At 50.7% G+C, this 21415-nt stretch carries 14 protein-coding genes and 12 pseudogenes; 17 read left to right on the top strand and 9 right to left on the bottom strand.

The window, feature by feature from the left end:
- Nucleotides 1-13 precede the first annotated feature (13 nt).
- Nucleotides 14-649: pseudogene (ypfJ, locus tag LU633_RS17020) on the top strand (KPN_02809 family neutral zinc metallopeptidase); the annotation flags it as partial.
- 53 nt (nt 650-702) lie between these two features.
- Entirely contained in the window at nt 703-2664 is a 1962-nt protein-coding gene (locus tag LU633_RS17015; protein WP_016189931.1) for a tRNA(Met) cytidine acetyltransferase TmcA, read from the top strand.
- A 325-nt stretch (nt 2665-2989) separates the two neighbouring features.
- Here LU633_RS17015 and LU633_RS17010 read toward each other — a convergent pair whose 3' ends face one another.
- From LU633_RS17010 to LU633_RS17000, 3 genes are read right to left on the bottom strand one after another with little or no spacing between them, the layout of a single operon-like run.
- Nucleotides 2990-3178, bottom strand: a complete 189-nt coding sequence (locus LU633_RS17010; RefSeq protein WP_016189930.1) for a YpfN family protein — start codon at nt 3176-3178, stop codon at nt 2990-2992.
- Nucleotides 3179-3186: 8 nt separating this feature from the next.
- Complete coding sequence (dapE, locus tag LU633_RS17005; protein WP_016189929.1) at nt 3187-4314, bottom strand: succinyl-diaminopimelate desuccinylase; 1128 nt, start codon at nt 4312-4314, stop codon at nt 3187-3189.
- A 2-nt stretch (nt 4315-4316) separates the two neighbouring features.
- On the bottom strand, nt 4317-4703 hold the full coding sequence (locus tag LU633_RS17000; RefSeq protein ID WP_016189928.1) for an ArsC family reductase: 387 nt from the start codon (nt 4701-4703) through the stop codon (nt 4317-4319).
- Between LU633_RS17000 and LU633_RS16995 the strand changes: the two genes are divergently transcribed.
- Both LU633_RS16995 and LU633_RS16990 read left to right on the top strand, forming a co-directional pair.
- Complete coding sequence (locus LU633_RS16995) at nt 4702-5076, top strand: hypothetical protein (protein WP_016189927.1); 375 nt, start codon at nt 4702-4704, stop codon at nt 5074-5076. The two genes, LU633_RS17000 and LU633_RS16995, sit on opposite strands and share 2 nt — an antisense overlap.
- A gap of 63 nt (nt 5077-5139) precedes the next feature.
- Nucleotides 5140-5966: pseudogene (locus tag LU633_RS16990) on the top strand (IS5 family transposase).
- 246 nt (nt 5967-6212) lie between these two features.
- Here LU633_RS16990 and LU633_RS16985 read toward each other — a convergent pair.
- Nucleotides 6213-6910, bottom strand: a protein-coding gene (locus tag LU633_RS16985) for an IS1 family transposase (protein WP_233481926.1) whose coding sequence is annotated in 2 segments (ribosomal slippage) — nt 6213-6661 and nt 6661-6910 — 699 coding nt in all. Because the reading frame shifts where the segments join, the coding sequence is not laid out codon by codon here.
- Nucleotides 6911-7158: 248 nt separating this feature from the next.
- On the opposite strand from LU633_RS16985, the gene LU633_RS26280 reads away from it, so the two are divergent.
- The 4 genes and pseudogenes from LU633_RS26280 (at nt 7159) to LU633_RS26270 (ending at nt 8529) form a co-directional block, all read left to right on the top strand.
- A complete protein-coding gene (locus LU633_RS26280; RefSeq protein ID WP_157275209.1) occupies nt 7159-7392 on the top strand; it encodes a hypothetical protein in 234 nt (77 codons plus the stop codon).
- Between the two features lie 130 nt (nt 7393-7522).
- Nucleotides 7523-7657 (top strand): annotated as a pseudogene (locus LU633_RS16970) (recombinase family protein); the annotation flags it as partial.
- A 217-nt stretch (nt 7658-7874) separates the two neighbouring features.
- Complete coding sequence (locus LU633_RS26275; protein WP_407646935.1) at nt 7875-8144, top strand: Rpn family recombination-promoting nuclease/putative transposase; 270 nt, start codon at nt 7875-7877, stop codon at nt 8142-8144.
- Nucleotides 8145-8149: 5 nt separating this feature from the next.
- Nucleotides 8150-8529 (top strand): annotated as a pseudogene (locus tag LU633_RS26270) (Rpn family recombination-promoting nuclease/putative transposase).
- Between the two features lie 24 nt (nt 8530-8553).
- Here the strand turns inward: LU633_RS26270 and LU633_RS26520 are convergent.
- A pseudogene (locus LU633_RS26520) lies at nt 8554-8717 on the bottom strand (DUF2913 family protein); the annotation flags it as partial.
- An 80-nt stretch (nt 8718-8797) separates the two neighbouring features.
- On the opposite strand from LU633_RS26520, the pseudogene LU633_RS26515 reads away from it, so the two are divergent.
- Together LU633_RS26515 and LU633_RS16950 are read left to right on the top strand one after the other, a co-directional pair.
- Nucleotides 8798-9407 (top strand): annotated as a pseudogene (locus LU633_RS26515) (transposase); the annotation flags it as partial.
- Between the two features lie 225 nt (nt 9408-9632).
- Nucleotides 9633-9777: pseudogene (locus LU633_RS16950) on the top strand (transposase); the annotation flags it as partial.
- A 69-nt stretch (nt 9778-9846) separates the two neighbouring features.
- Here LU633_RS16950 and xopAH read toward each other — a convergent pair.
- Nucleotides 9847-10788 (bottom strand): XopAH/AvrB family type III secretion system effector, encoded by a 942-nt coding sequence (gene xopAH, locus LU633_RS16945; protein ID WP_016189919.1) that lies wholly within the window; start codon nt 10786-10788, stop codon nt 9847-9849.
- A 607-nt stretch (nt 10789-11395) separates the two neighbouring features.
- Nucleotides 11396-11771: pseudogene (locus LU633_RS16940) on the bottom strand (Rpn family recombination-promoting nuclease/putative transposase); the annotation flags it as partial.
- 360 nt (nt 11772-12131) lie between these two features.
- On the opposite strand from LU633_RS16940, the pseudogene LU633_RS16935 reads away from it, so the two are divergent.
- A pseudogene (locus tag LU633_RS16935) lies at nt 12132-12382 on the top strand (DDE-type integrase/transposase/recombinase); the annotation flags it as partial.
- Nucleotides 12383-12612: 230 nt separating this feature from the next.
- Complete coding sequence (locus LU633_RS16930) at nt 12613-13935, top strand: hypothetical protein (protein WP_016189917.1); 1323 nt, start codon at nt 12613-12615, stop codon at nt 13933-13935.
- Between the two features lie 72 nt (nt 13936-14007).
- On the opposite strand, the pseudogene LU633_RS16925 reads toward LU633_RS16930, so the two are convergent.
- Nucleotides 14008-14142, bottom strand: a pseudogene (locus LU633_RS16925) (IS6 family transposase); the annotation flags it as partial.
- Nucleotides 14129-15347: pseudogene (locus LU633_RS16920) on the bottom strand (ISL3 family transposase). The pseudogenes LU633_RS16925 and LU633_RS16920, both read right to left, overlap by 14 nt.
- Nucleotides 15348-15451: 104 nt before the next feature.
- Here LU633_RS16920 and LU633_RS16915 point away from each other — a divergent pair.
- From LU633_RS16915 to LU633_RS16895, 5 genes and pseudogenes are all read left to right on the top strand, one after another.
- A pseudogene (locus LU633_RS16915) lies at nt 15452-15684 on the top strand (serine-type D-Ala-D-Ala carboxypeptidase); the annotation flags it as partial.
- 566 nt (nt 15685-16250) lie between these two features.
- Nucleotides 16251-16571 carry a DUF496 family protein gene (locus LU633_RS16910; protein WP_016189911.1) on the top strand — a complete coding sequence of 107 codons (321 nt, stop codon included), beginning with the start codon at nt 16251-16253 and terminating at the stop codon, nt 16569-16571.
- A gap of 471 nt (nt 16572-17042) precedes the next feature.
- Nucleotides 17043-18479, top strand: coding sequence for an EmmdR/YeeO family multidrug/toxin efflux MATE transporter (locus LU633_RS16905; protein ID WP_016189910.1), 1437 nt, complete (start codon nt 17043-17045; stop codon nt 18477-18479).
- A 79-nt stretch (nt 18480-18558) separates the two neighbouring features.
- Nucleotides 18559-19701: an isochorismate synthase gene (locus LU633_RS16900; RefSeq protein WP_016189909.1), complete on the top strand. Its 1143-nt coding sequence runs from the start codon at nt 18559-18561 to the stop codon at nt 19699-19701.
- Nucleotides 19702-19891: 190 nt separating this feature from the next.
- Nucleotides 19892-21328 carry a glycoside hydrolase family 1 protein gene (locus LU633_RS16895; protein ID WP_082103834.1) on the top strand — a complete coding sequence of 479 codons (1437 nt, stop codon included), beginning with the start codon at nt 19892-19894 and terminating at the stop codon, nt 21326-21328.
- The last annotated feature ends 87 nt before the right edge of the window (nt 21329-21415 follow it).

The raw sequence follows: 21415 nt of genomic DNA, 5'->3' as shown, positions 1-21415 counted from the left end.
CATTTCTTCTCGCGAGGACGAGGCGGCCAGATTCACCCGGGTTATTCTGGCAACGCCCGAGGATAGCTGGTCGAAAATTTTTCAAAAAATGGGCAAAACCTATATGCCTCCAAAACTGGTCATGTATCGCGGCTCAACCCTTACCGGCTGTGGCAATGGCCAGGCGATGATGGGACCGTTTTATTGTCCCGCCGACAGCACGGTTTATATCGATCTTTCATTCTACGACGAAATGAAAAATAAGCTGGGTGCAGGGGGCGCTTTTGCTCAGGGTTATGCCATAGCACATGAAGTGGGTCATCATGTGCAACATTTGTTGGGAATTGAGCCAAAGGTTCGCCAGTTACAGCGTGGTCTCCGTCAGGCGCAGGTCAATCAACTGTCGGTGAAGCTGGAGTTACAGGCCGATTGTTTTGCCGGTGTGTGGGGCTACTACATGCAGCAGGGGAATGTGCTGAAAATGGGGGATTTACAGCAGGCGCTGAAGGCCGCTGAAGCCATTGGTGATGATCGCTTGCAGAAACGAAATCACGGCAAAGTAGTGCTGGACAGTTTCACCCACGGTACCTCGCAACAGCGGTACAGCTGGTTCAAACGCGGGTTTGACAGCGGCAATCCCAGCCAGTGCGATACCTTTGGCCCGCGCTGATGAGTGATTACGCCCACCTTATTTCTCACACTGAGATGCTTCGTCAGCGGGGAATGCGGCAGCTGCTGATAATCAGCGGTGATTTTGCGTGGTGCCTTGATCAGGCCATACGCTGGAAAACCCTGTTGCCCGGTGACTGGATGTGGCTCGGCGATACGCCACAAAGCCCGTTACATTGCTCATTGAAAGCCGTGCGTACGCTGCTTGGGCAAGAGTTCACGCATGCTGTATTTGATGCGAGAGAGGGATTTAACGCCGACGCCCTGGCGATACTGGCGGGCACATTGCGGGCGGGAAGCTGGTTGCTGATTTTGATTCCTGACTGGCGGCAGTGGCCTTTGCACGCCGATGCCGATTCTTTGCGCTGGAGTGAGACGAATACGGCGATTGCCACGCCGCACTTTGTTTCACGCTGGCAACAGATGATCAATCAGGATCAATACGTTGCGTTGCTACGCCAGCATCATCCTTTGCATCTTCCGCAACTGAAGTCTGCACAGAAATGGCAGCCAGATACGTTTTCACAGCAGCAGGCGCTGTTAGAAAAATTATTGTCCAGCCCGCCTGGCATCTTTGTGCTGATTGCACCGCGTGGACGAGGAAAGTCAGCGCTGGCTGGTTCTCTTGCTGCCAGATGGCCTCGACGTAGCCTGATCACCGCACCGACCAGGGTATCCACCAATGTGCTGATGAAATTCGCTGCTGGAAACGCAGAGTTTATCGCGCCAGACCGGCTGCTGGCGTTATCGCCGGCGCAGTGGCCACAGAATACAGACTGGCTGCTGATTGATGAGGCCGCTGCTATCCCTACGCCTTTACTGCATAAGTTGGTAGTTCTGGCTCCCCGCGTTTTACTGACGACGACGTCTCAGGGCTATGAAGGCACCGGGCAGGGCTTTTTGTTGAAGTTCTGCTCCAGTCTTCCGCAGGCGACCCTTCTTAAACTGGACTCCCCGCTGCGTTGGGCCGCTGACGATCCTGTGGAACAATTTCTTAACCGTGCGCTGCTATTTTGCGAAGAAGAGAGGGCGCAGGGGACGTCAGAAGTCCGTTATTGTTTTCCCCGTCAGTCTGACTGGATAAATCGGCCTCAGCTGCCAGAAAAAATGTATCAGCTACTGGTCAGTGCACATTACCGTACGTCGCCGCTGGACCTGCGTCGCATGATGGATGCGCCGGGGATGCATTTTTGCGCAGCATTACAGGGGGAGCATGTTCAGGGCGCGATGTGGCTGGTGGATGAGGGAGGGCTGGAGAGGACTCTTACTGAGGCTATCTGGGCAGGGCTGCGCCGACCTGCTGGAAATCTGGTGGCTCAGTCTCTTGCTGCTCATGGTGGTTTCCCCGAAGCAGCGCAGATGCGTTCGCAGCGGATCTGCCGGATAGCGATTGCGCCCTTATTGCGCCGTCGCGGTATTGGTCGCGAAATGGTGGTGCAAAGCCTCGGCAGAGCAACAGAGAGGGATTTTCTCTCCGTCAGCTTTGGCTATACGGCATCGCTGTGGCAATTCTGGCAGGCCTGCGGTTTTACCCTGGTACGTTTTGGTACCCGGCCGGAAGCCAGCAGCGGATGTTATACCGCGATGGCCATAATGCCGTTGACGGCGCAGGGGCATCTGCTTGGCAGACGTGCTTCACAGCGTCTGGCAAGGGACTGGCCGTGGTTGCAACGCTATTTGAGCAATGTCGATCTTTCGCTGGCGAACTGTGCTCAATCCGTCGATGAGAATGAGGAATGGCGTGAGCTGGCGGGATTCGCCTGGGCCCAGCGACCGTTTGAGGCAAGTATTGCCGCGCTCGGGCGGCTGGCGAGTAAACAGCCGGATTTACCGCTATTGCAGGCGGCTTTACTGCAGGGTACACCTTCCGCCGTACTGTGCCAGCTGTTCAGTTTATCAGGACGGAAAGCGTTACTCACCGCCTTGCGCAAGGAGACGCAGCGAGCCTTGCAGGCGATTGATTCCGGTCGCAGTGCCCACTGGCAGGCATTTATTGGTTCGTTGCGTTCACGGTAAAGGAGATGCGCCCTCGGAAGATGGCTATTTTAGCGCGGTCTCTTACCTGCTGTAGCAACGGGGGCGTGGCGTCATATTATTCAACGGCCAGGTTGCCAGCAAAGAATGCGAATACGGGTGACAGAGAAAGGTGACTCTTCAGTCTGCCAGACAGGTGCAGAAAATACGGTCTGACGAAAACGGGCAACAGGATTTCCAGTCTTTTTTAATGGTAGTATAATCTGTTGATTTTATGCGTTTTATAACGACCTCAACGCGCTAAAGTATGATAGCAGGAAGGGTCAGCGAGATAAGATGAAGGGGCTGTTGCAGCCCCTTCATAAATTTACTTTTTCTTGGGCCAGTCGTCGTCATCGTCCCACTTGTCGTTAAAGTCACGATGCGGTGGAAGATCCGGCTTATTGCCCATGTATTTTTTATGATCGATGCGTTTCAGATCTTTATAGACGTTCATCAGCACGCCGACCATCAAAACGATCGCCATTAACCACCAATGCTCTTTTAACCATTCCATATTGTCCCCTAGGCTATCAGCTGTTCCATAATCCTCTGGTACATACGGCTCAACAGTTGCAAATCGGCCGCATTGACGCATTCATTGATTTTATGAATGGTTGCGTTAACCGGCCCCAGTTCCACAACCTGTGCGCCCATGCGGGCAATAAAGCGCCCGTCAGACGTGCCACCAGTGGTCTGTAACTGTGGCTTGATTTCATTATAGTGCTCAACCGCGTTAACTACCGCATCCACCAGTTTGCCGCTGTGGGTAAGAAATGGCTGACCGGAGACCTGCCAGTCGAGGGTGTAACGTAACTGGTAATGGTCCAGCAGCATCTGTACACGCTCTTTGATCATTTCTTCGGTGAGTTCGGTGCTGAAGCGGAAATTAAACTGCACAACGCATTCGCCAGGGATAACGTTATTACTGCCGGTTCCCGCCTGGATACTGACGATCTGCATACTGGTGGGTGGGAAAAAGGCATTTCCACCATCCCATTCGGTTGTCGCTAACTCGTTCAGGGCAGGCAGGACACGATGAACCGGATTATCTGCCAGGTGCGGATAGGCAACGTGACCCTGAACGCCATGAACGGTCAGGTTCGCGGTCATTGAACCACGTCGACCATTTTTAACCACGTCACCGACGATTTCTGTACTGGAGGGTTCCCCCACCAGGCAGTAATCAAGCCGTTCATTTCGTGCCATCAGGGCTTCAACGACCTTTACCGTACCGTTGGTTGCGCTGGCCTCTTCATCCGAGGTGATCAGAAAAGCAAGGCGCCCTTGATGATCGGGATGGCTGGCCACGAAACGTTCAGCAGCCACGATCATGGCAGCCAGCGATCCTTTCATATCGGCAGCGCCACGACCGTACAGCAACCCATCGCGGATAGTGGGCTCAAACGGTGGGTTAATCCAGCGGCTAACGTTCCCTGCTGGCACGACATCGGTATGTCCGGCGAACGCCAGCGTTTCTCCGGTGCCCCGCCAGGCACAGAAATTAAGCGTATCACCTATATTCATTGGCTCAACGGTGAAACCCAGCGCTTGCAGGCGGTCAATCATAATGGCCTGGCAACCGGCATCATCCGGGCTGAGGGAAGGGCAACGAATAAGCTGCTGCGTCAGTTCAATGACCGGACAAAACATGATTAGGATTTCTCCGCAATAAAAGACTGGTAGGTTGATTCTTTAAAGCCGATCAGCATAGAACCGTCACTACCGCGGAGTAAAGGACGTTTGATGAGCGCAGGGTACTCCAGCATTAATTCCGCAGCGGTTGCTGCATTATTAACCTTATTCCGTACGTCCTCATCCAGTTTACGCCAGGTGGTGCCACGGGTATTCAGCAAAGCTTCCCAGCCGAGTTGGTTAATAAAACTTTTGAGGAGGTCAGCCTCCAGACCGTCGGCGCGGTAGTCATGGAACCGATAATCTGTCTGATGATTTTGCAGATATTTCTGTGCTTTTTTTATGGTGTCGCAAACTTTTGGCGAAAGACCGTACAAGATAAAGGGCGTGTTTTCGCAGGAGGTCATGATGATGTTCCGTGTTCATTTTGCCAGAGCGGTAGCATACAGGGGGATAAGCGTCATGAAAACCAGACAGAAATTACCCGGTACCTGCCGTGTTGCAAATGGTATTAATCAAGAAATAAGTGAGTCTGAGAAATTAAGAAATTTCTCATTCGCAATGATGCAGTTGATTTTTGTCCTGTACTTAATCGGTTGGATCACAGATAAAAACGGTCTCTGGATATCTTTTGGTGCTGGTGAGCGCATTTATAACATTAGTGGTGCAGGAAGAAGCGGTAATGTGGTTATTTTCTATTATTGTTTGTGTATTGCCAGAGCCGGGACGTACTTTTTATCAGAAAAGCACGTTGTATTTAACCGCAGGTATGAAATATAAGTAAGAGCCTGCCCCAAAAGGCGTTATCGTATAATGCATCCCGGTCATATCTGAGGGCAAAGTATGGCAGGCGGTAAAGGGCAGATTAGCGATGAACTCAGGGGCAAAATCGCTCCGCTTATCCCGGAACACAAAACCCGCCACCCTCCGGGTACACGCCGAAAACGTGTTGATAATCGGGCCGCAATGAACGCCATTTTCTTCGTCCCCAGCACAGCCTGTCAGTGGAATGCACTCAATGCCACCGGGATAGGTTCATCAGCTTCTGCGCCCCGGCGCTTCCGGGAACGGAGAGACGCAGGTGTCTTCGGGCGTTTCTGGCAGAACGGATTACTGGCCTGTGAGCACCCGGGCGGCACGGACTGCTCATGGCTGTCGGTGGATGGAGGTATGACAACATCACCGCTGTCCGGAACAAAAAAACAGGACGCAACCCCACGGACAGAGGGAAACAGGGCGTAAAGCGCACTGATGACAGATGCCGGAGGGCTTCCTCTGTCACGGGTCGTCGCAGCAGCAGACAGGCACGACATCAAACTGGTGGCGGACACACCCGGTGCTCTTCAGACGGGACGCCCGGGGCAAAAAAACCGTACCCTGCCCGGACAAAGGCGCCGAAACGCCCGGGCTGAAAACAGACCGGTTGGGCCGTCGTGACAAGCCTCATATCCCACCCCGTAAAGAGGAATGAGATGCCAGTAAAACCACGAACTTCATGGCCCGTCGCCGGGAGGAGGCACAGCCGGATGAACCGGTTTCGCCGGACCCTGACCCAACGGGAAAAGACGTCTGAGAATGACGGGGCCCTGTTGCATTTTTCCTGTGGTCTGATTGTCTGGAATAAAGTTCTGTTGAGACAGGCGCTAAGTCTGTTTCAGGAAGCAGGATGAGTAATAAAATATACCTGAGATTTCTGCACAGAGTTATATCGTCGTGGTGCTCCTGTCAGAAATTGAGTGCTGACGGACGCTCCCATTCATGATATACCAGTCTGAGTGAGTTCTGCTTTCTGACGTTATGATGCCGCCAGCCCCTACATGACCTGATAGCTGAGTATAAAAAAGCTTTCGTGCTGGTGGCTGATATTATAAAACTCACAATTTAATATAGTTAACATTCCTGGTCGTGACGCATATTTATTGATAATGATGAAGAGTAAGATACCAACCGATGATCTTATCGTGCATTTCCTCTGACTTCGAAAAGCAAATTGTTCTGCGGGTCAGTCGTTTGATATGTGTGCGAAGATTAAGATTATGTCGTTCTGTCCGTTGGGTATATTTCTTGCTCACCACGTGGCCTGTTGCACTTAACCGAACTTTATAAACCGGCCAGGCATCTGTCATATAAAAGGCAATGTTAAATTTGCTTAACAGGGCCAGCAATCGTCGCAGGGTCGGGGCATTTCTCGGGCCGAAGACGTGGGCCAGAGCACGTTTGCGGATACGGTCATAAGCATAGAACAACCACCGGGGATTGCTTTTACACCGCACGTAAGACCATTGTTCACCGGCTTCACAGCAGATAACAACCTCCGTTTCGGGGTCGATATTCTCAGCTACCTGCTTTGGGGAAATTTTTTTACGTGCCGCAGAACCGTATTGAGGCTGATACCGAGAACCCGTGCGGTATCGCGACATCCGTAACCATTCATGGCCATATTAACAATGGTCTGGTGTGTGTCTGGTTTGGCACCGGAGTAGCTAAAATTGAGCAGAAAGGTCTTTGAACAATGCTTGCAGATGTAACGTTGGGCACCGGATGCTGAATGTCCGTTACATCGTACAGCATGAGTTTCATTGCACTGAGGGCAGACGACATCAACTTTAGCCATATGTTACATCCAAAGCGCAAAGCATACGTGATCAGCAAGTCTGCGTCACGACCCACATTCGAGTCTTTTACAAATCCATAAGTGCCGAGTTTAAAAGTGTCGGCATCATTCATATGGGGTTTTATAGCATCATGAAAATAACTCAAAGTTTCAGGGTGTTTCTTCGTTGAAGTGGCGTCAGAATCAACGGCGTGTTTGAATTTTTTATCGAGCTGTTTTTGAGTTACACCCTTTAGTTCAGATATCAAATGCCCATTTTTGTTTGCTGTGGCTCCCCTGGTGGTGGTTTTTCCAGGTTCTTCCAGTTCCGAAAATGGCATTCTCCCCATCATCGCGCCAGCAGCAGCAGACACTGCTGTAATGATTATCGCCTTGTTGTCCATTACCTGATTGTAACCCGCTGGCGCATCGCCGCCGGGCTGCTGTGCTGTTTGCCAGAATTCCTCTACATTGCCGTTATAGATGCCGCCAGTAGTCAGTAACCGACCGACATTTTTGCAGTTAAGCGTTCCTCTTACACTTTCATGGGGCACTGGCTGACTACCATTCCCTCTGAGCTGCCTTGAAGAAGTTGGGGCAGGCTTACCCTCCTATCGTCGGTAATCACGCTTATTCTCGGCGAGATTAGCCGATGCGCAGAAACATGAACTGATACGCACTCTGCGCCTGGCTCATGGAAAATCGCTGCGTGAAACTGCACGCCTGGCAGGTGTATCCAAAATGACGGTAATTCGCGTCTGCAACTAAAGAAGAAGGATAAAAAAGGGGCCGAACCACCCCGGAACGGCCCCCTGAAGGAATGGCAATTCCGCTCATCGCCAATGTTAGCGTTTTTCAGGCTGTGATAACATATCCTGGTCATTTTTCAGAGCCAGGGCTGCTGAAGAAGAAAAGCAGCACACCCACACCTCACGATGCCACATTCCGGCAGTTTCTGACTCAGCCGGATATTGCCCGGAATTTTATGGAACTCCACCTGCCCGCAGAACTGTGCGCCATCTGCGATCTCAGCACGCTGAAGCTGGAATCCGGCTCGTTCGTTGAGGATGATCTCCGCCAGTATTTCAGCGACGTCCTCTACAGCCTGAAGACCACAGTCGGCGACGGATATATTCATGTCCTGGTCGAGCACCAGTTAACGCCGGACAAACATATGGCTTTCCGCCTGATACGCTATGCGGTGGCCGCCATGCAGCGCCACCTTGAGGAGGCCATAAAAAACTGCCACTGGTAATACCGGTGCTGTTCTACACAGGTAAACGCAGCCCGTATAGAACAGCACCCGCTGGCTGGATGAGTTTGACGATCCGGTGCTGGCCGGTAAACTCTACAGCAGCGCTTTCCCGCTGGTAGACGTTACGGTCATTCCGGATGATGAAATTGCTGGCCACCGTAGCATGGCCGCCCTGACCTTACTGCAGAAACATATTCATCAGCGGGACCTGGCAGAACTGGTTGATCGGCTGGCACCCATTTTGCTGACGGGATATCTGTCTTCATCGCAGGTGATTTCTCTGGTACACTATATAGTACAGGCAGGCGAAACAGCCGACGCCTTTGTACGCGAACTGGCACAGCGTGTGCCGCAATACTGTCATGAAAATGACCGGTCTGACTGAAGACGACCTGGCTCAGATCCGCCACTAATCCTTTCCTGACACTCCCTGTCTGGCCATCAGCGAATACTGGTGGGGCAGGGAGGCTTCACTCTGTGGCTCGGCCTGCCAGACTTCATCGCGCCTTCCACATTCCCAGTTAGCTGAACCATCAATGGGTTCACCTGATGGTCATTATCATCAAAAGCGACATGAACGTAGCACACCTGTGGCGTGAGCGGTGCAGCTTCGGGAGTTTGTATGATCGGCGCGGCGTTTTATGCCCGGTCTCATGTATATACCCCGCCTCGCTAAACTCCTCTTCACCGGCGATGACGGCTGGAACCGCCACCTCGAAAAACACGGCGACAGCATCAGCCAGTGGACCCGCCTCTTTGTTGAGTGCCTGCTCGCCTGCGGGACCTGCGTCATAGACTTACGCCGCTACTGCAGCGCCCGCCGGACTGCACACATTCCCGCTTCTTCTGCCTGAGCTGTCAGTCAGAGGCCTGCGGCACGAAGTCCGCGGAGCAGTGGATCGCGGAGCAACAGCACGTCCTGCCCGACTGCGCATGGCAGCCGGTCACCTTTACCATGCCCCACCTGCTGTGGCCCTTTTTCAGCAACAACCGGCCCCTGCTCAACGACCTGTTCCGCTGTACCACCCGTGCCATGCTGAAGTGGGTGCACTGGCAGGGTATCGAGGTCGGAATCTTCTGCGCCCTGCATACTGACGGCCGGCAGCTTAATCAGCACCTCCATATCCACGTTTCCGTCACCCGCGGTGGACTTGACGTTAAGCACGACGTCTGTTCAAAAAGAAGGTCGTTGAGGAAATCTGGCGGGGTGCAGTTATTCGCCTGTTGCGCGGCAGCTATGAGAAGATAAATGCGAGCTCATTGTCACTCAATGTGAGCCCGTGAGGATTTTCAATGTCAGTCAATCTGAGTCCAAAATCGCGCTGATTGGGGTTCCGCGCACATTTTCCCGAAAAGTGCCACCTAACGTCTAAAAGATGATTATTGTCAATATATTAACTTTTAAAAAGAGGATCTGCCGTGTGAGCTTATCGTCTTCCAGAATGTTATAAACCGTGGAGCGGGCGATGATTAGCTCCCTGGCTATCGCGATATCGGGTATCAAACAGTAATGCCGAGGCGCTGAACAGCAAGATCAGGCTGCTGAGGATAAAAAGCGAGAGGTTGCCGAAACCGGGAGCGTTTTAAGCTGGGCGTCATGTTCCACTATGGAAAGCTGAATATGGCGTTCTGAATGGTCTTCCACCATGATCGGGGAAGACCCATAAATAACCGGTAACTGTCAGATCAGGTCTGAGCTGGTTCACTCAAAAAAACTGCTATAGTTTTCTACAAATTCATTGCGGGAAGTGCTCATCGCTTCAATATCCGGAACTATGCCGTGTTTCATTGGAGGTAAATCCATACCCCTTGCCTGCGCTATCGCGCGGACACAAAACTCTGCTTTAGCAGCACTTCCGCGCTCATCCAGCATCGCGTTGGCAAGCCACCAGTGTGTTTCTCCCAATATATTCAGAACATCTGAGTCTGACCGTTCCGCTTTTATAGCCTCTTTATAAAGTTCTTCAACATGATCTAATATAGCTGGATGATAAATGGGGTTAGTATGAGAGATAAAGTTCAAGTTCTTAGTTTCAGAACTTCCCTCATAAAAAGTATTATTTTTGCCTATTGAAACTCTGGATAGTTCTATTTCTCTGTTATTTAATGCTTCTCTTAGTGTAAAATCGCTGAAAGATATATCTCCATAATCACTGACTTCCCCATCATTACGATCTTTATATCTTTCCAGTAGATATTCGTATCTTCCTTTTAACGGTGTTTTGTTAACATCGCCTTCATACCGCTGCTTTCCAAAAAGGTCATAATCATGGGCCTCTGTTATGCTCTGTCGCCACTGTCTGGCTCGGTTCCATAGTTGAGAAAAAGAGTTGATGCTTCCTTCTGCTATTTCTGCTCCAGCATTTCTGGTTCCATGCCAGAATGCCCGGCCGTACTCTTGTTGCTGGGGAAAAGTTTCATTATTGTATTTTGGATCGGGCCATCGCGCTACCCCGATAAGAGATTGCTGATAATAATTCAGTAGACTCTGCTGTGATGGAGACGGTCCGGGTAACTCCCCATAGCGGGGAACTCTGGGACTGGTCTGGCCTGTATGAGAAGTTTCATATTCTTCTGCTACAGATTGTTGATATCTTTGGGAAGAATCAACCGATGATGTTTGTTTTGAAGAAACGCATCCCATAATTCATATATAAACACATCCCGTTCGCAAGGCTGCCATAGTGTTGACGGTAGATTACAGCTATTGCTGTAATACTCTGACTCACGCTTTATTCTCTTGGCGACTTGAAGATTAGCCAATCATTCTGGTTGGTTTTAGTCACAGTTTTACTCGTCGTTGTTATCACTATGGTTCCACGCAATCTTTCAGCATTCACCTTATATAAAAATAGTTAATGTTTATCAGCGCGTATCATTTACACATGCCTGATGTTGGGGTTTCTGTCGTAAGTCAGGTTATGCGTCATAAGGGCCAATTCTTTACGCAGTAAGGCATCGCTGGCCACCCTGAAACACTCCCCTGTTGCTCTATATACTACATTATTGGGTATTAGGCGACAATTACTGCTCTGTCGCATTAACAACGACAGATTGGCTGAAAACTGGTCTGGTGATTTTTTATGCAGCCAGAAGATAAAACTGTTCTGCCGGGGATAAACTGCCCCCATGCGGATGCTGTAACTGTAACGACTCGTATTTATCGCCGCTGGCTCGCAATAAAAATTTCTGGATCATACTAAGTGAAAATGAAATTTGCCCTTGCACCCATGTTGGCCGTCCAGTTCGGGTCTACCCGTATAGAACAGCACCGGAATCACCCGTGGCAGTTTTTATGCCCTGCCTCCAGGTGGCGCTGCATGGCGGCCACCGCATAGCGTATCAGGCGGAAAGCCATATGTTTGTCCGGCGTTGACTGGTGCTCGACCAGGACATGAATATATCCGTCGCTGGCTGTAGTTTTCAGGCTGTAGAGGACGTCGCTGAAATACTGGCTGAGATCATCTTCAACGAACGAGCCGGATTCCAGCTTCAGTGTGCTGAGGTCGCAGATGGTCCGCAACTCTGAGGCAGATGCAGTTCCATAAAATCACGGGCAATGTCCGGTTGCGTCAGGAACTGCCTGAACGTGGCATCGTTGTCGGCGGGGCGATAACGAGACCACAAAATATCACGCGAGCTTTCGGAACAAAGCAACCTGACGGCTGTAAATTGAAATCCCTCCATCAGCCGCCCCCTGAGTTGCCATAACCTGATTTGAATATGTATGATCTGACAACCATTGTTCTCAGAGTCTTTCCCCATGATGACCCGTAAAAGGAATTTGACGCTCAATGGAACAATTTCACATGTTAAGGACTTTTTGTCCGATAAATCAAAATATTATCGACAGTGAGAAAACCGACCATAACGGTGTATTTTTAATCGATAAATGGCATTTATCGGACACTATTGCTCATTCATCGATTTTCCGGACGACCTTTCTCGCCTAACGTGAGTTTTCGTTCGACTGAGCATCAGAACCCTGATACCGCCACCCAGGCCACGCTCAATGCCGACAAAGTCGCTGAGGAAAGCCGTCACAGTCAGGCAAAGCAAATATCTTAATAATCTGGTTGAGCAGGATCACTGCAACATCAAACGGCGAACCCTCCCATGCTGGGATTCAAATCATTCCGGCGGGCCCAGACGATACTGGCAGGCATCAATTGATTCACATCATACGCAAATGACAATATCAGCATCCACAAAGTAAGGGATTATCACCTGCGGAATAATTTTATCTGTTGGTTTCCTGAAAAACCGACTATCTACAGGGACGCCAGCCCGGAATGTGATTTATTAAAAAAAAGCCCATTCCGACATAAAATACCGGAATTTTATAGTAATCATCGGGTGTATTTTTTATATATAATCCACTAGCCAGCACTGGAGGCTTGATTTTGCACACAAAATAATAAATAAAAACTTTAAACCATCATTTTCATTCAACCAGGAACCTTACACTATGCCAGCCAGTATTTATAACAATTCACCTGCGACATTGATTTCTCACCACACACCCGAATGCACTGAACTAAAAAACGTGAATTCCGCAGACCTTATGGAGCGTAGGACATCACAGATAGCTTTCGTTCACAATAGTAACAATGAGTTATTAAAAAACAATGAAGCCATGACCCATGATGCCGATGGGTGTCTGTATGAAATGTTGCAGCCACCCGGAACATCAAACGACACTCATCGTGGTCTTGAACGAAAAGAGACGGTATTAATCTTCGATAGCGACCCTATAGAGGAAATCAAAAACCTGATTCGTTTACCCACGTCCCCCTGTCAACAACGTGCGGAAAGCTCATCCGCACTATGCCGACAGGCAGCACAGTCCCGGAGCAATGATTCACCACATATCATTATTGAGATACCAGAATCAGAATTAAATAGGGTTGCTCATCGCGAAGCGCCAGAGTCCTGGCAGACATTTTTTCAACGTCATGTCAAAAATACAGGAACAATACTTACGCGTAATGCCGTCTCTGTCGGTATACCCACAGCTGCACGTGAATATGTCAGGAGATCTGCACTTCCTGCCTTGTTCAAAACGCTTCCTCAGGCTGCGCAAGTAAGTTTAGCGGGTGTGAGCGTTGCAATGCCTGTTGTTTTACAGCTGGCGGCAATAGTACGAGATATTAAAGAAGGAACACAAACGCCAGAGAGCCTGCGCTCACGACTCGCCAATATCGCCCTGGTTGTCGGAACAGGAACGGCATTAGCGACGACCGGTGGGCTTTCCTCCGCGGCAAATGCGTTGATCGCAGCGGTATTTGTCTATGTACCCGTACGAGACCTCTCTCAGTATTTTTTACAGTTACAGGACAACAATGAAGGCTCCCTGAATATAAAGGCAACCGCGTTTTCCGCCACTGCCTATGCGGGAAATCAGATTGCGGTTGATCAAGGAATGAACATGCTCTCTGATGCTCTTGAGCCTGTGATGGGAAAATTAGCAGCGAATATTGTCGGCCGGGCACTGGTTAATATTGGTGGTGAAACGTTGGATGAATTAACGAGTCGTGGTGCTAATGCCTATGTATCCAATAATGCTGAACTTAAAATTGATATTGATTTTCGACCGAGAGACGAAATAACACGGAAAACCGCCTTAGATCAGGTATGCAATACATTAGCAAGTCGCGCATCCTTATTTAGCGCTGCATTTTCAGGAGCCTATGCCGTGCCCGTTCAGGGCATACTTAACAGTATGGTCGTCGGGGGGATTTTAGGGGCGGGTTACATACCTTTCGTATATAGCCATGCGCAAAAAAGGTGATACCTCTAATTAGTTCAATCGGCACTGTTGCAAGTTTCACGATGAGGAAGCTTTTTGTATTACTGAAAGGTCTTAATTTCCAAATACTCTGTTTACCAGACGCATCTCGCCCGGGAGATGCCCACAATAAAATGACCCGGCCTGACCTTTCCGTAGCGCACGCATCACTTCAATCTCCGTAAAGGTGGTAGACTCATAACCCCATGTTTAATCTGTCGTAATGGAACATTACCGCTATTTTGAAGCGCTCTTTGTTGCGGTATCCTCCCGACTTGATCCTCAGCAGCCTTATTTTACCGTTCAGTGATTCTGCGCTGCCGTTTGATACCCGATGTTTCATGGCGTTCAGGATCCCATAAAGCTGTTTACGTAACGTCCGGGCGGCGCTGGTCAGCAGCGGTATGCCAACATCTTTTGCCAGCGCCATCCGCTTCTGCTACGTTCGTCGTATCTGCGGTTCCAGAGTTCCCGGGCCAGTTCCTTCATTGCCCAGCAATGGCTGGTATCAGGCAGTAACGTCTGCGCCGATTCCAGCCTTTCCGCGATACTTCCATGCCGCTTATGGCGACCATACAGCCACAGGTAGCGCGAGCGATGCGCACTTTTTCGCGCCTGTAACGGGATGATTTTCATCCCTGACTGTCGTGTCTTATCAACGACGGCACAAAGCATTTTCGCTACATGGAAGTGATCGAACGTGATTTTCTCCACCGTATTGAGCAGCTGGATCCGCGCCGCGCTGATACAGGCCGGATTCATGTCCATCAACGGATTCGACCTGACGGTCGCCCGGGCTCCGGAGATAGCCTGCAAGGCTTTCAACACCCCGGTCATCCCTGAGCGCCAGAGACTGCCCCTGTGTATCAGAGATAACGGTGACGTACTGATGCCCCTTTTTGAAGGCGACCTCGTCAACACAGAGATGGCGGGCTGATTGCGGTGTTTTTCGGCGGCCCAGTCCACGCTTAACCGCCTGTTGCATAATGTTATCGACGGCGTTCCAGCCCAGCTTCAGCTGTTTCCTGACCGCATCTACTGAGCTTCAACCATGAGATGACGAACGATTCGAACAGCAGCGTATATCGGCTACCGGGGCCTGCTCACCGGACTGGCAGGGTTTGACAGCCATGCTCCGGACACATAATGCTGGGAGCACTGGCTTCAACCAGTGTCGTAAACTGGCAGGTATCAAGGTGTCGCCATTTACGGTGTCGATGGCCGTGGACAGTGCAAAATTTACCGCCTGCCGGACAGGCTAATTGAGAATTTTCAGCAATCCCAACAGTAACGGTTACGGAGCCTGCATTCTTATCAAGAGAAAGGGATTGAACCTGCCATGGAGCGGTCAGGTTAAGGAGAGGGATTTCTCGTCCATGGCGGTAACCTCTGACGATAAAACCTACTGTTATCATGCAGTCAGCCAGCCGCCAACAACAAGGGAAGCCCCTTTTTATTACAGTAGATTATTGAGGGTTTCCCGTTGAAGAAGCGTCAGTTTTTCATGGTGACTGTAGTTATGGTCGTTATCAGTGGGGCAGAGTGGACCTGAACCCGTTAACTTTTCCTGTCACGCCGCCCGCTGTGGATGCCGCTTCCTGGGTGTTAATGGGCGCGACCACCGGGCAGGTTTTGATTCAGGGCAACGCTGACGAGCGGCGTAATCCGGCCAGCCTCACCAAACTGATGACGGGGTATATTGTGGACCGCGCCATTGACAGCAAACGCATCACCCGCCATGACGTTGCCAGCGATCGCAGGAAAGATACAACGCTTTTTGCGGTGCGCCCGCACATTTTATCGGCATGGCAGGCTGACAAAAAAGCACATTACCCTGTTTTAATTCTTTCACCAGGTGCCAGGTATAATCTGTAAGATCGTAACCAATCTTTATCGGCACAGCGATGCTGATAGTCGGGTTAACCGGTGTTATACAGTAGGCAGAAGTTGGTATGAACGTCCTGATCGCGCTGCTTTGCAGCCTGCTGTTTGGCACCGGATTAATAGTTAGCGGCATGTATCAGTCAGGGGCTTCGCACGCTGATCGGCGAATTAAGATATGACGGGCTGATAGAAACGCCCATTCTCGGCTACGTCTGGCTGAATCTGGATAATGGCCGGGCAGCTGGAAAGGTTGTCCGATTTAATTCGGTTGGCACTACGTAAACAAATGATTTGCATAACTTACTGCACACCCTGTCGCGTCGGGGTAAGATAGCAACAGTCCGCTTCAATATTGCATCGGCTGCGGTTAACCGCTGTGCCGATCGCGATGATAACAACGCCTGTTTTAACAGGCCTGAATGAAAGGTGTTTCCATGGAAAATGCAAAGCAATCATTTCAGGACGTACTGGAGTTCGTCCGCATGTTTCGCCGTAAGAACAAGTTGCAACGCGAGATCCACGACAATGAAAAGAAAATTCGTGATAACCAGAAACGTGTTCTGTTGCTGGATAACCTGAGTGAATACATCAAGCCAGGCATGAGTGTTGAGGCCATCCAGGAAATTATCGCCAGCATGCGTAGCGACTATGAAGACCGCGTTGATGATTACATCATCAAAAACGCTGATCTTTCAAAAGAACGCCGTGACCTGTCGAAAAAACTGAAAGCGATAGGCGAGCCAAAAGCGCATTAATATCTGGCGTAAAGAAGAGCGGGGCGATCGTCGATCGCCCTTTTTTATGGACAGTTAAAAATCACTGTTTGCTGACAGGATTATCAGCCTGTTTGTCACTTCACCTCGTCGTGGACGCATGTCAAATTACCGGCTGGCAGAGGCGGTTTTCTGTCAAGGTATTTATTGTCGAAAAGATGCAATTGGCGCCGTTTTTTTGGGTGTTTTACGCCGTACGCGACACCTGCCGTAGCCCACAATCCTTTTTGGCTCTGTCTGATCGGACGAATTATTTCCACTAACAGCCTGTTCTTAACGGCAGGGGGGATCCTTTCCGCGGGCGACCTTCTCGTGTAATGATTTGTGCTTATTCATTATTAAACGGTGCGGTGCGGCAGGAAAATCACGAAAAAGGTTTTGCATATTCCACGGTCTTTAACCATCATTTGCCAGAGCCTTCTTAACGCTTCCTCTTTTCTGGCAGGAATTATCTTGCAAAACTTCAGCGCGATTCTGCTTCAGACCATCAGGTTTTCATCCTGGTATCAAAAACGACGCTCATCGCGGGTGTTGTTCTGGCGTGAAATTACTCCCCTGGCGGTGCCCATTTTTTTCGAAAACCTCTGCGTGCTGCTCATGGGGGTGCTGAGTACCTTTCTGGTTAGCTGGCTGGGCAAAGAGGCAATGGCGGGCGTAGGGCTGGCAGACAGCTTCAATATGGTGGTGATCTCCTTCTTTGCTGCGATTGATTTGGGTACCACCGTGGTGGTGGCTTTCAGCCTTGGCAAGCTCAACCGTGAACGTGCGGAAGCGGCAACCAGACAGTCTCTGGTGTTGATGACGGTGTTTGCCATTTTGCTGGCGACGGGCATTGAGTTTTTTGGCGAGCAGATTATCGATCTGATTGCGGAAAATGCAGAGCCGCAAGTCAAAGAGCTGGCGCTGGTTTACCTTGGTATTACCGCCTGGAGCTATCCGGCAGCAGCCATTGCGCTGATAGGCTGTGGTGCACTGCGCGGCGCGGGCAATACCAAAATTCCCATGCTGATTAACGGCGGCATGAATATTCTCAATATCGTGTTCAGCACCGTGCTGATCTATGGTTGCTTCGGCTGGAAAGGAATGGGCTTTGCCGGGGCAGGACTAGGACTGACGCTTTCCCGTTATGTTGGCGCGGTGGCGGTTATTTATGTGTTGGTGATCGGTTTTAATCCGCAGTTGAAAATCACCTTGCGTAGTTATTTCTCCCGACTGGATACCGGCATTCTCAAGGAAGTTTTAGGTATTGGCGTACCTGCCAGCATCGAATCTGTCTTGTTTAATGGTGGAAAATTACTCACTCAGGTATTTGTTGCCGGAATGGGCACCGATGTGATTGCAGGTAATTTCATCGCTTTTTCCATTGCGTCCATGATAAACCTGCCGGGAAATGCGTTGGGTTCCACGGCAACCATTATTGTCGGCACGCGCCTGGGGAAAGGTCAGCTTGGGCAGCCGGAACGGCAGCTGAAGACGATTTTCTGGTTATCCAACCTCTGCTTGTGCTTTCTGGCGGCGCTATCAGCCCCCCTGGCTGGTGTGCTGGCCTCTTTTTACACTCAGGAAGACGATGTTATTCACGTGGTGAAAATATTGATCTGGCTTAACGCTGCGTTTATGCCGATCTGGGCCGCATCCTGGGTGCTGCCTGCCGGACTAAAAGGCGCACGCGATGCGTGTTTTACCATGTGGGTATCAATGTTGGGCATGTGGGGATGTCGTATCATAGCCGGATATACACTTGGTGTGATGCTGGGCTTTGGTGTGGTGGGCGTCTGGCTGGGGATGGTGCTTGACTGGATCGTACGCGCCATCTTCTTTTACCGCCGGATGACCAGTGGACGCTGGCTATGGAAATATACCAAAGTGGCATCGTCAACCACCGATTAGGGGCAGCCCTGCTTCACTGGCTAAGAAAGGTAGCCATAATGCGTGGGCCATCATGGCAACAGGCGACAAGGAGTGTGCGATGTTTTCAACGATACCTTCCGGCGCGGAGAGCTTCTTGTTCACCTCATGCTGGAAAAGTCTGGTCGCCGAAGGGCGCTTTCTTTCCGTGACGACGCCCGCCCGTGACGGTGAGTGGTTTGACGGTGCGTTTCAACAGGCGGCCCGCGAAGCGTTTGCTACCGCAAGGGCGTCGGGTATCACGCATCCGCTGCTGGTGGGAGCGATACCCTTTGATACCACGCAGCCTTCGGCACTGTTTATTCCGCGCCACACCCACTTTCTTGAGCGGCGTCTATTAGTGACAGCCAGTGGGCATCTAACCCTGGAAACGACGGGGCAAAAGGCTGTCCCGGAAAAAGCGATTTTTACCTCAATGGTGGTTAATGCGCTGAAAGCTATTGAGACTGGCAGCCTGAATAAAGTGGTGTTGTCCCGGCTAATAGATATCACTACCGCACGGACACTCCAGCCCGCAGCGCTGGTTAACCGCCTGATTGCCCTTAATCCCGGGTGCCACCATTTTTATCTGCCATTATCAGACGGCACGACCCTGATAGGTGCCAGCCCGGAGCTGTTACTGCGTAAGTCCGGCCGCCATTTTGCATCACAGCCGCTGGCGGGTTCGGCACGACGTAACCTGAACAGCCCACAGCGGGATGTGGAAATCGGTCAGAAGCTGATGCAGTCACCAAAAGATCGCCATGAACATCAGTTGGTCATCCAGGCAATGTGGCAGCGTCTCCAACCGCGTAGCATCACGATCCATCTGCCCTCGCAGCCAGTACCCGTGACGACGGCCCAGCTGTGGCACCTGGCGACGAAAATTGAAGGCGAAGTGGCTTCTGAACAGGAAAACTCGCTTTCACTGGCCTGTCTGTTGCACCCAACACCTGCGCTCAGTGGTCATCCGCAGGTGGCTGCCCGCCGACTGATTGCGCAGCTTGAGCCGTTTGATCGCCAGCTTTTTGGCGGGCTGGTGGGCTGGTGCGATGAAGAGGGAAATGGTGAATGGGCGGTGTGTATTCGATGTGCGACCCTGGCAGGTCAGCGTATCCGTCTTTTTGCCGGAGCCGGTATTGTTTCTGCTTCATCACCACAAGCGGAATGGAACGAAACCGAGGTGAAATTCAGTACCATGCTGAAAGTCTTTGGTCTGCAATAGAAAATGGTTCTTTGCCCTGTACGAAGCTAGCAGAACCGGACTTGAACAATTGCAGAGGGCCACAACCAAAGCGATCCTGTTCTGTCATGTGAGCTTACTTATGAAAGTTGAACGCACTCTGTATATCTTCCTCTAGTTTGGCTTGGCATTTCAATGCATCTATTTAAAAGGAGATTAGTCCGCCATGACGATGAAAAAACGCTTTCCCGAGGGTTTTTTATGGGGCGGTGCCACTGCAGCGAATCAGGTAGAAGGGGCCTATGATGAGGAGGGCAAAGGATTGTCGATTGTTGACACCATTCCCGGTGGAAAAGCTCGCCTGAGTATTGTTTCTTCCCCTAACTTTGACTTCTCACTGGATCCTGAACGCTACACCTATCCCAACCATAAAGGCATCGATCACTATCATCGCTATCGCGAAGATATTGCGTTGTTCGCGGAGATGGGCTTTAAATGCTACCGTTTTTCTGTCGCCTGGACGCGCATTTATCCCAACGGGGTTGAGCTGCAACCTAACGAAGCAGGCCTGCTGCATTACGACAGGGTGATTGAAACCTGCCTCTCCCACGGCATTGAACCGGTCATCACGCTTTCCCATTATGAAATGCCACTCCACCTGGCGAAATCCCTTGGCGGATGGAAGAATCGTGAGGCGATCGATCACTTTATACGGTTTGCCAGTATGGTACTGCATCGTTATGGACAAAAAGTAAAATACTGGATGACCTTCAACGAGATTAACAGCGCCGCACATTTCCCCATGATGAGTCAGAGTCTGACGGTGAAAACCGGCGCGCTGGACCCTCAGGCGAAATACCAGGCGTGGCATAATCAATTTGTTGCGAGCAGCCTGGCAGTAAAGGCCGCCCACGAGATCAGCCCGGACATCCGAATGGGCTGTATGATCCTCTACGCGACAACCTACGCTTTTGACTGCAATCCGGTCAATCAACTGGCGGCGCTGAGGGATAATCAGGCCTTTAACTATTACTGTACAGACGTTCAGGCAGGGGGCAAGTACCCGTGGTACGCGCAGAAGCTGTGGCAATCTCTGGGGGTAAAGCTGGATATTCAGCCAGGGGATTTGGCGCTGATCGCGGCGCACCCTGTGGATTACATTGGCTTTAGCTATTACATGTCCACCACCGTTAATAAAACCGATAATGGGTCAGCAGCAGCACAAGGCAATTTATTGGGAGGAGCGCGGAATCCGTTCCTGCAGGCCAGTGACTGGGGCTGGGAAATCGACCCGGTTGGGTTGCGTATCGCACTTAACCAGCTATATGACCGCTATCAGAAGCCTTTATTTATTGTGGAAAATGGTCTGGGTGCTGTCGACAAGCCAGACGACAACTTTACTATCAATGATGATTACCGCATTAACTACCTGCGCGAGCATATCCTTGCGATGGCCGATGCTGTCGACGATGGCGTGGAACTGATGGGCTACACGCCGTGGGGCTGTATCGATCTGGTTAGCATGTCTACCGGGGAGATGAGCAAACGCTACGGTTTCATTTACGTAGACCTTGATGACACACTTTCGGGTACGGGCAATCGCTACAAAAAGAAATCATTCAACTGGTACAAACAGGTTATTGCCTCAAACGGTGAAGACTTAAACTAAGCAGGTCAGTATGGTTGCTGTGCAAACAGGCGGCAACCAGCATTTCGCCGGAACTTCATTTTGAATAACTGCCTGAACAGACATTAT

Source organism: Erwinia tracheiphila (assembly GCF_021365465.1).
Lineage (GTDB): Bacteria > Pseudomonadota > Gammaproteobacteria > Enterobacterales > Enterobacteriaceae > Erwinia > Erwinia tracheiphila.
This window is presented reverse-complemented; position numbering and strand designations above follow the sequence as displayed.

Excerpts from the sequence above, each read along its gene's own strand:
- LU633_RS26280 (WP_157275209.1), top strand. The coding sequence starts at position 7,159 with ATGCCCATTTTTGTTTGCTGTGGCTCCCCTGGTGGTGGTTTTTCCAGG.
- LU633_RS26275 (WP_407646935.1), top strand. The coding sequence starts at position 7,875 with ATGGAACTCCACCTGCCCGCAGAACTGTGCGCCATCTGCGATCTCAGC.
- LU633_RS17010 (WP_016189930.1), bottom strand. The coding sequence starts at position 3,178 with ATGGAATGGTTAAAAGAGCATTGGTGGTTAATGGCGATCGTTTTGATG.
- LU633_RS16895 (WP_082103834.1), top strand. The coding sequence starts at position 19,892 with ATGAAAAAACGCTTTCCCGAGGGTTTTTTATGGGGCGGTGCCACTGCA.
- LU633_RS16995 (WP_016189927.1), top strand. The coding sequence starts at position 4,702 with ATGATGATGTTCCGTGTTCATTTTGCCAGAGCGGTAGCATACAGGGGG.
- LU633_RS17015 (WP_016189931.1), top strand. The coding sequence starts at position 703 with ATGCGGCAGCTGCTGATAATCAGCGGTGATTTTGCGTGGTGCCTTGAT.
- LU633_RS16930 (WP_016189917.1), top strand. The coding sequence starts at position 12,613 with ATGCCAGCCAGTATTTATAACAATTCACCTGCGACATTGATTTCTCAC.
- LU633_RS16900 (WP_016189909.1), top strand. The coding sequence starts at position 18,559 with ATGTTTTCAACGATACCTTCCGGCGCGGAGAGCTTCTTGTTCACCTCA.
- xopAH (WP_016189919.1), bottom strand. The coding sequence starts at position 10,788 with ATGGGATGCGTTTCTTCAAAACAAACATCATCGGTTGATTCTTCCCAA.
- LU633_RS17000 (WP_016189928.1), bottom strand. The coding sequence starts at position 4,703 with ATGACCTCCTGCGAAAACACGCCCTTTATCTTGTACGGTCTTTCGCCA.
- dapE (WP_016189929.1), bottom strand. The coding sequence starts at position 4,314 with ATGTTTTGTCCGGTCATTGAACTGACGCAGCAGCTTATTCGTTGCCCT.
- LU633_RS16910 (WP_016189911.1), top strand. The coding sequence starts at position 16,251 with ATGGAAAATGCAAAGCAATCATTTCAGGACGTACTGGAGTTCGTCCGC.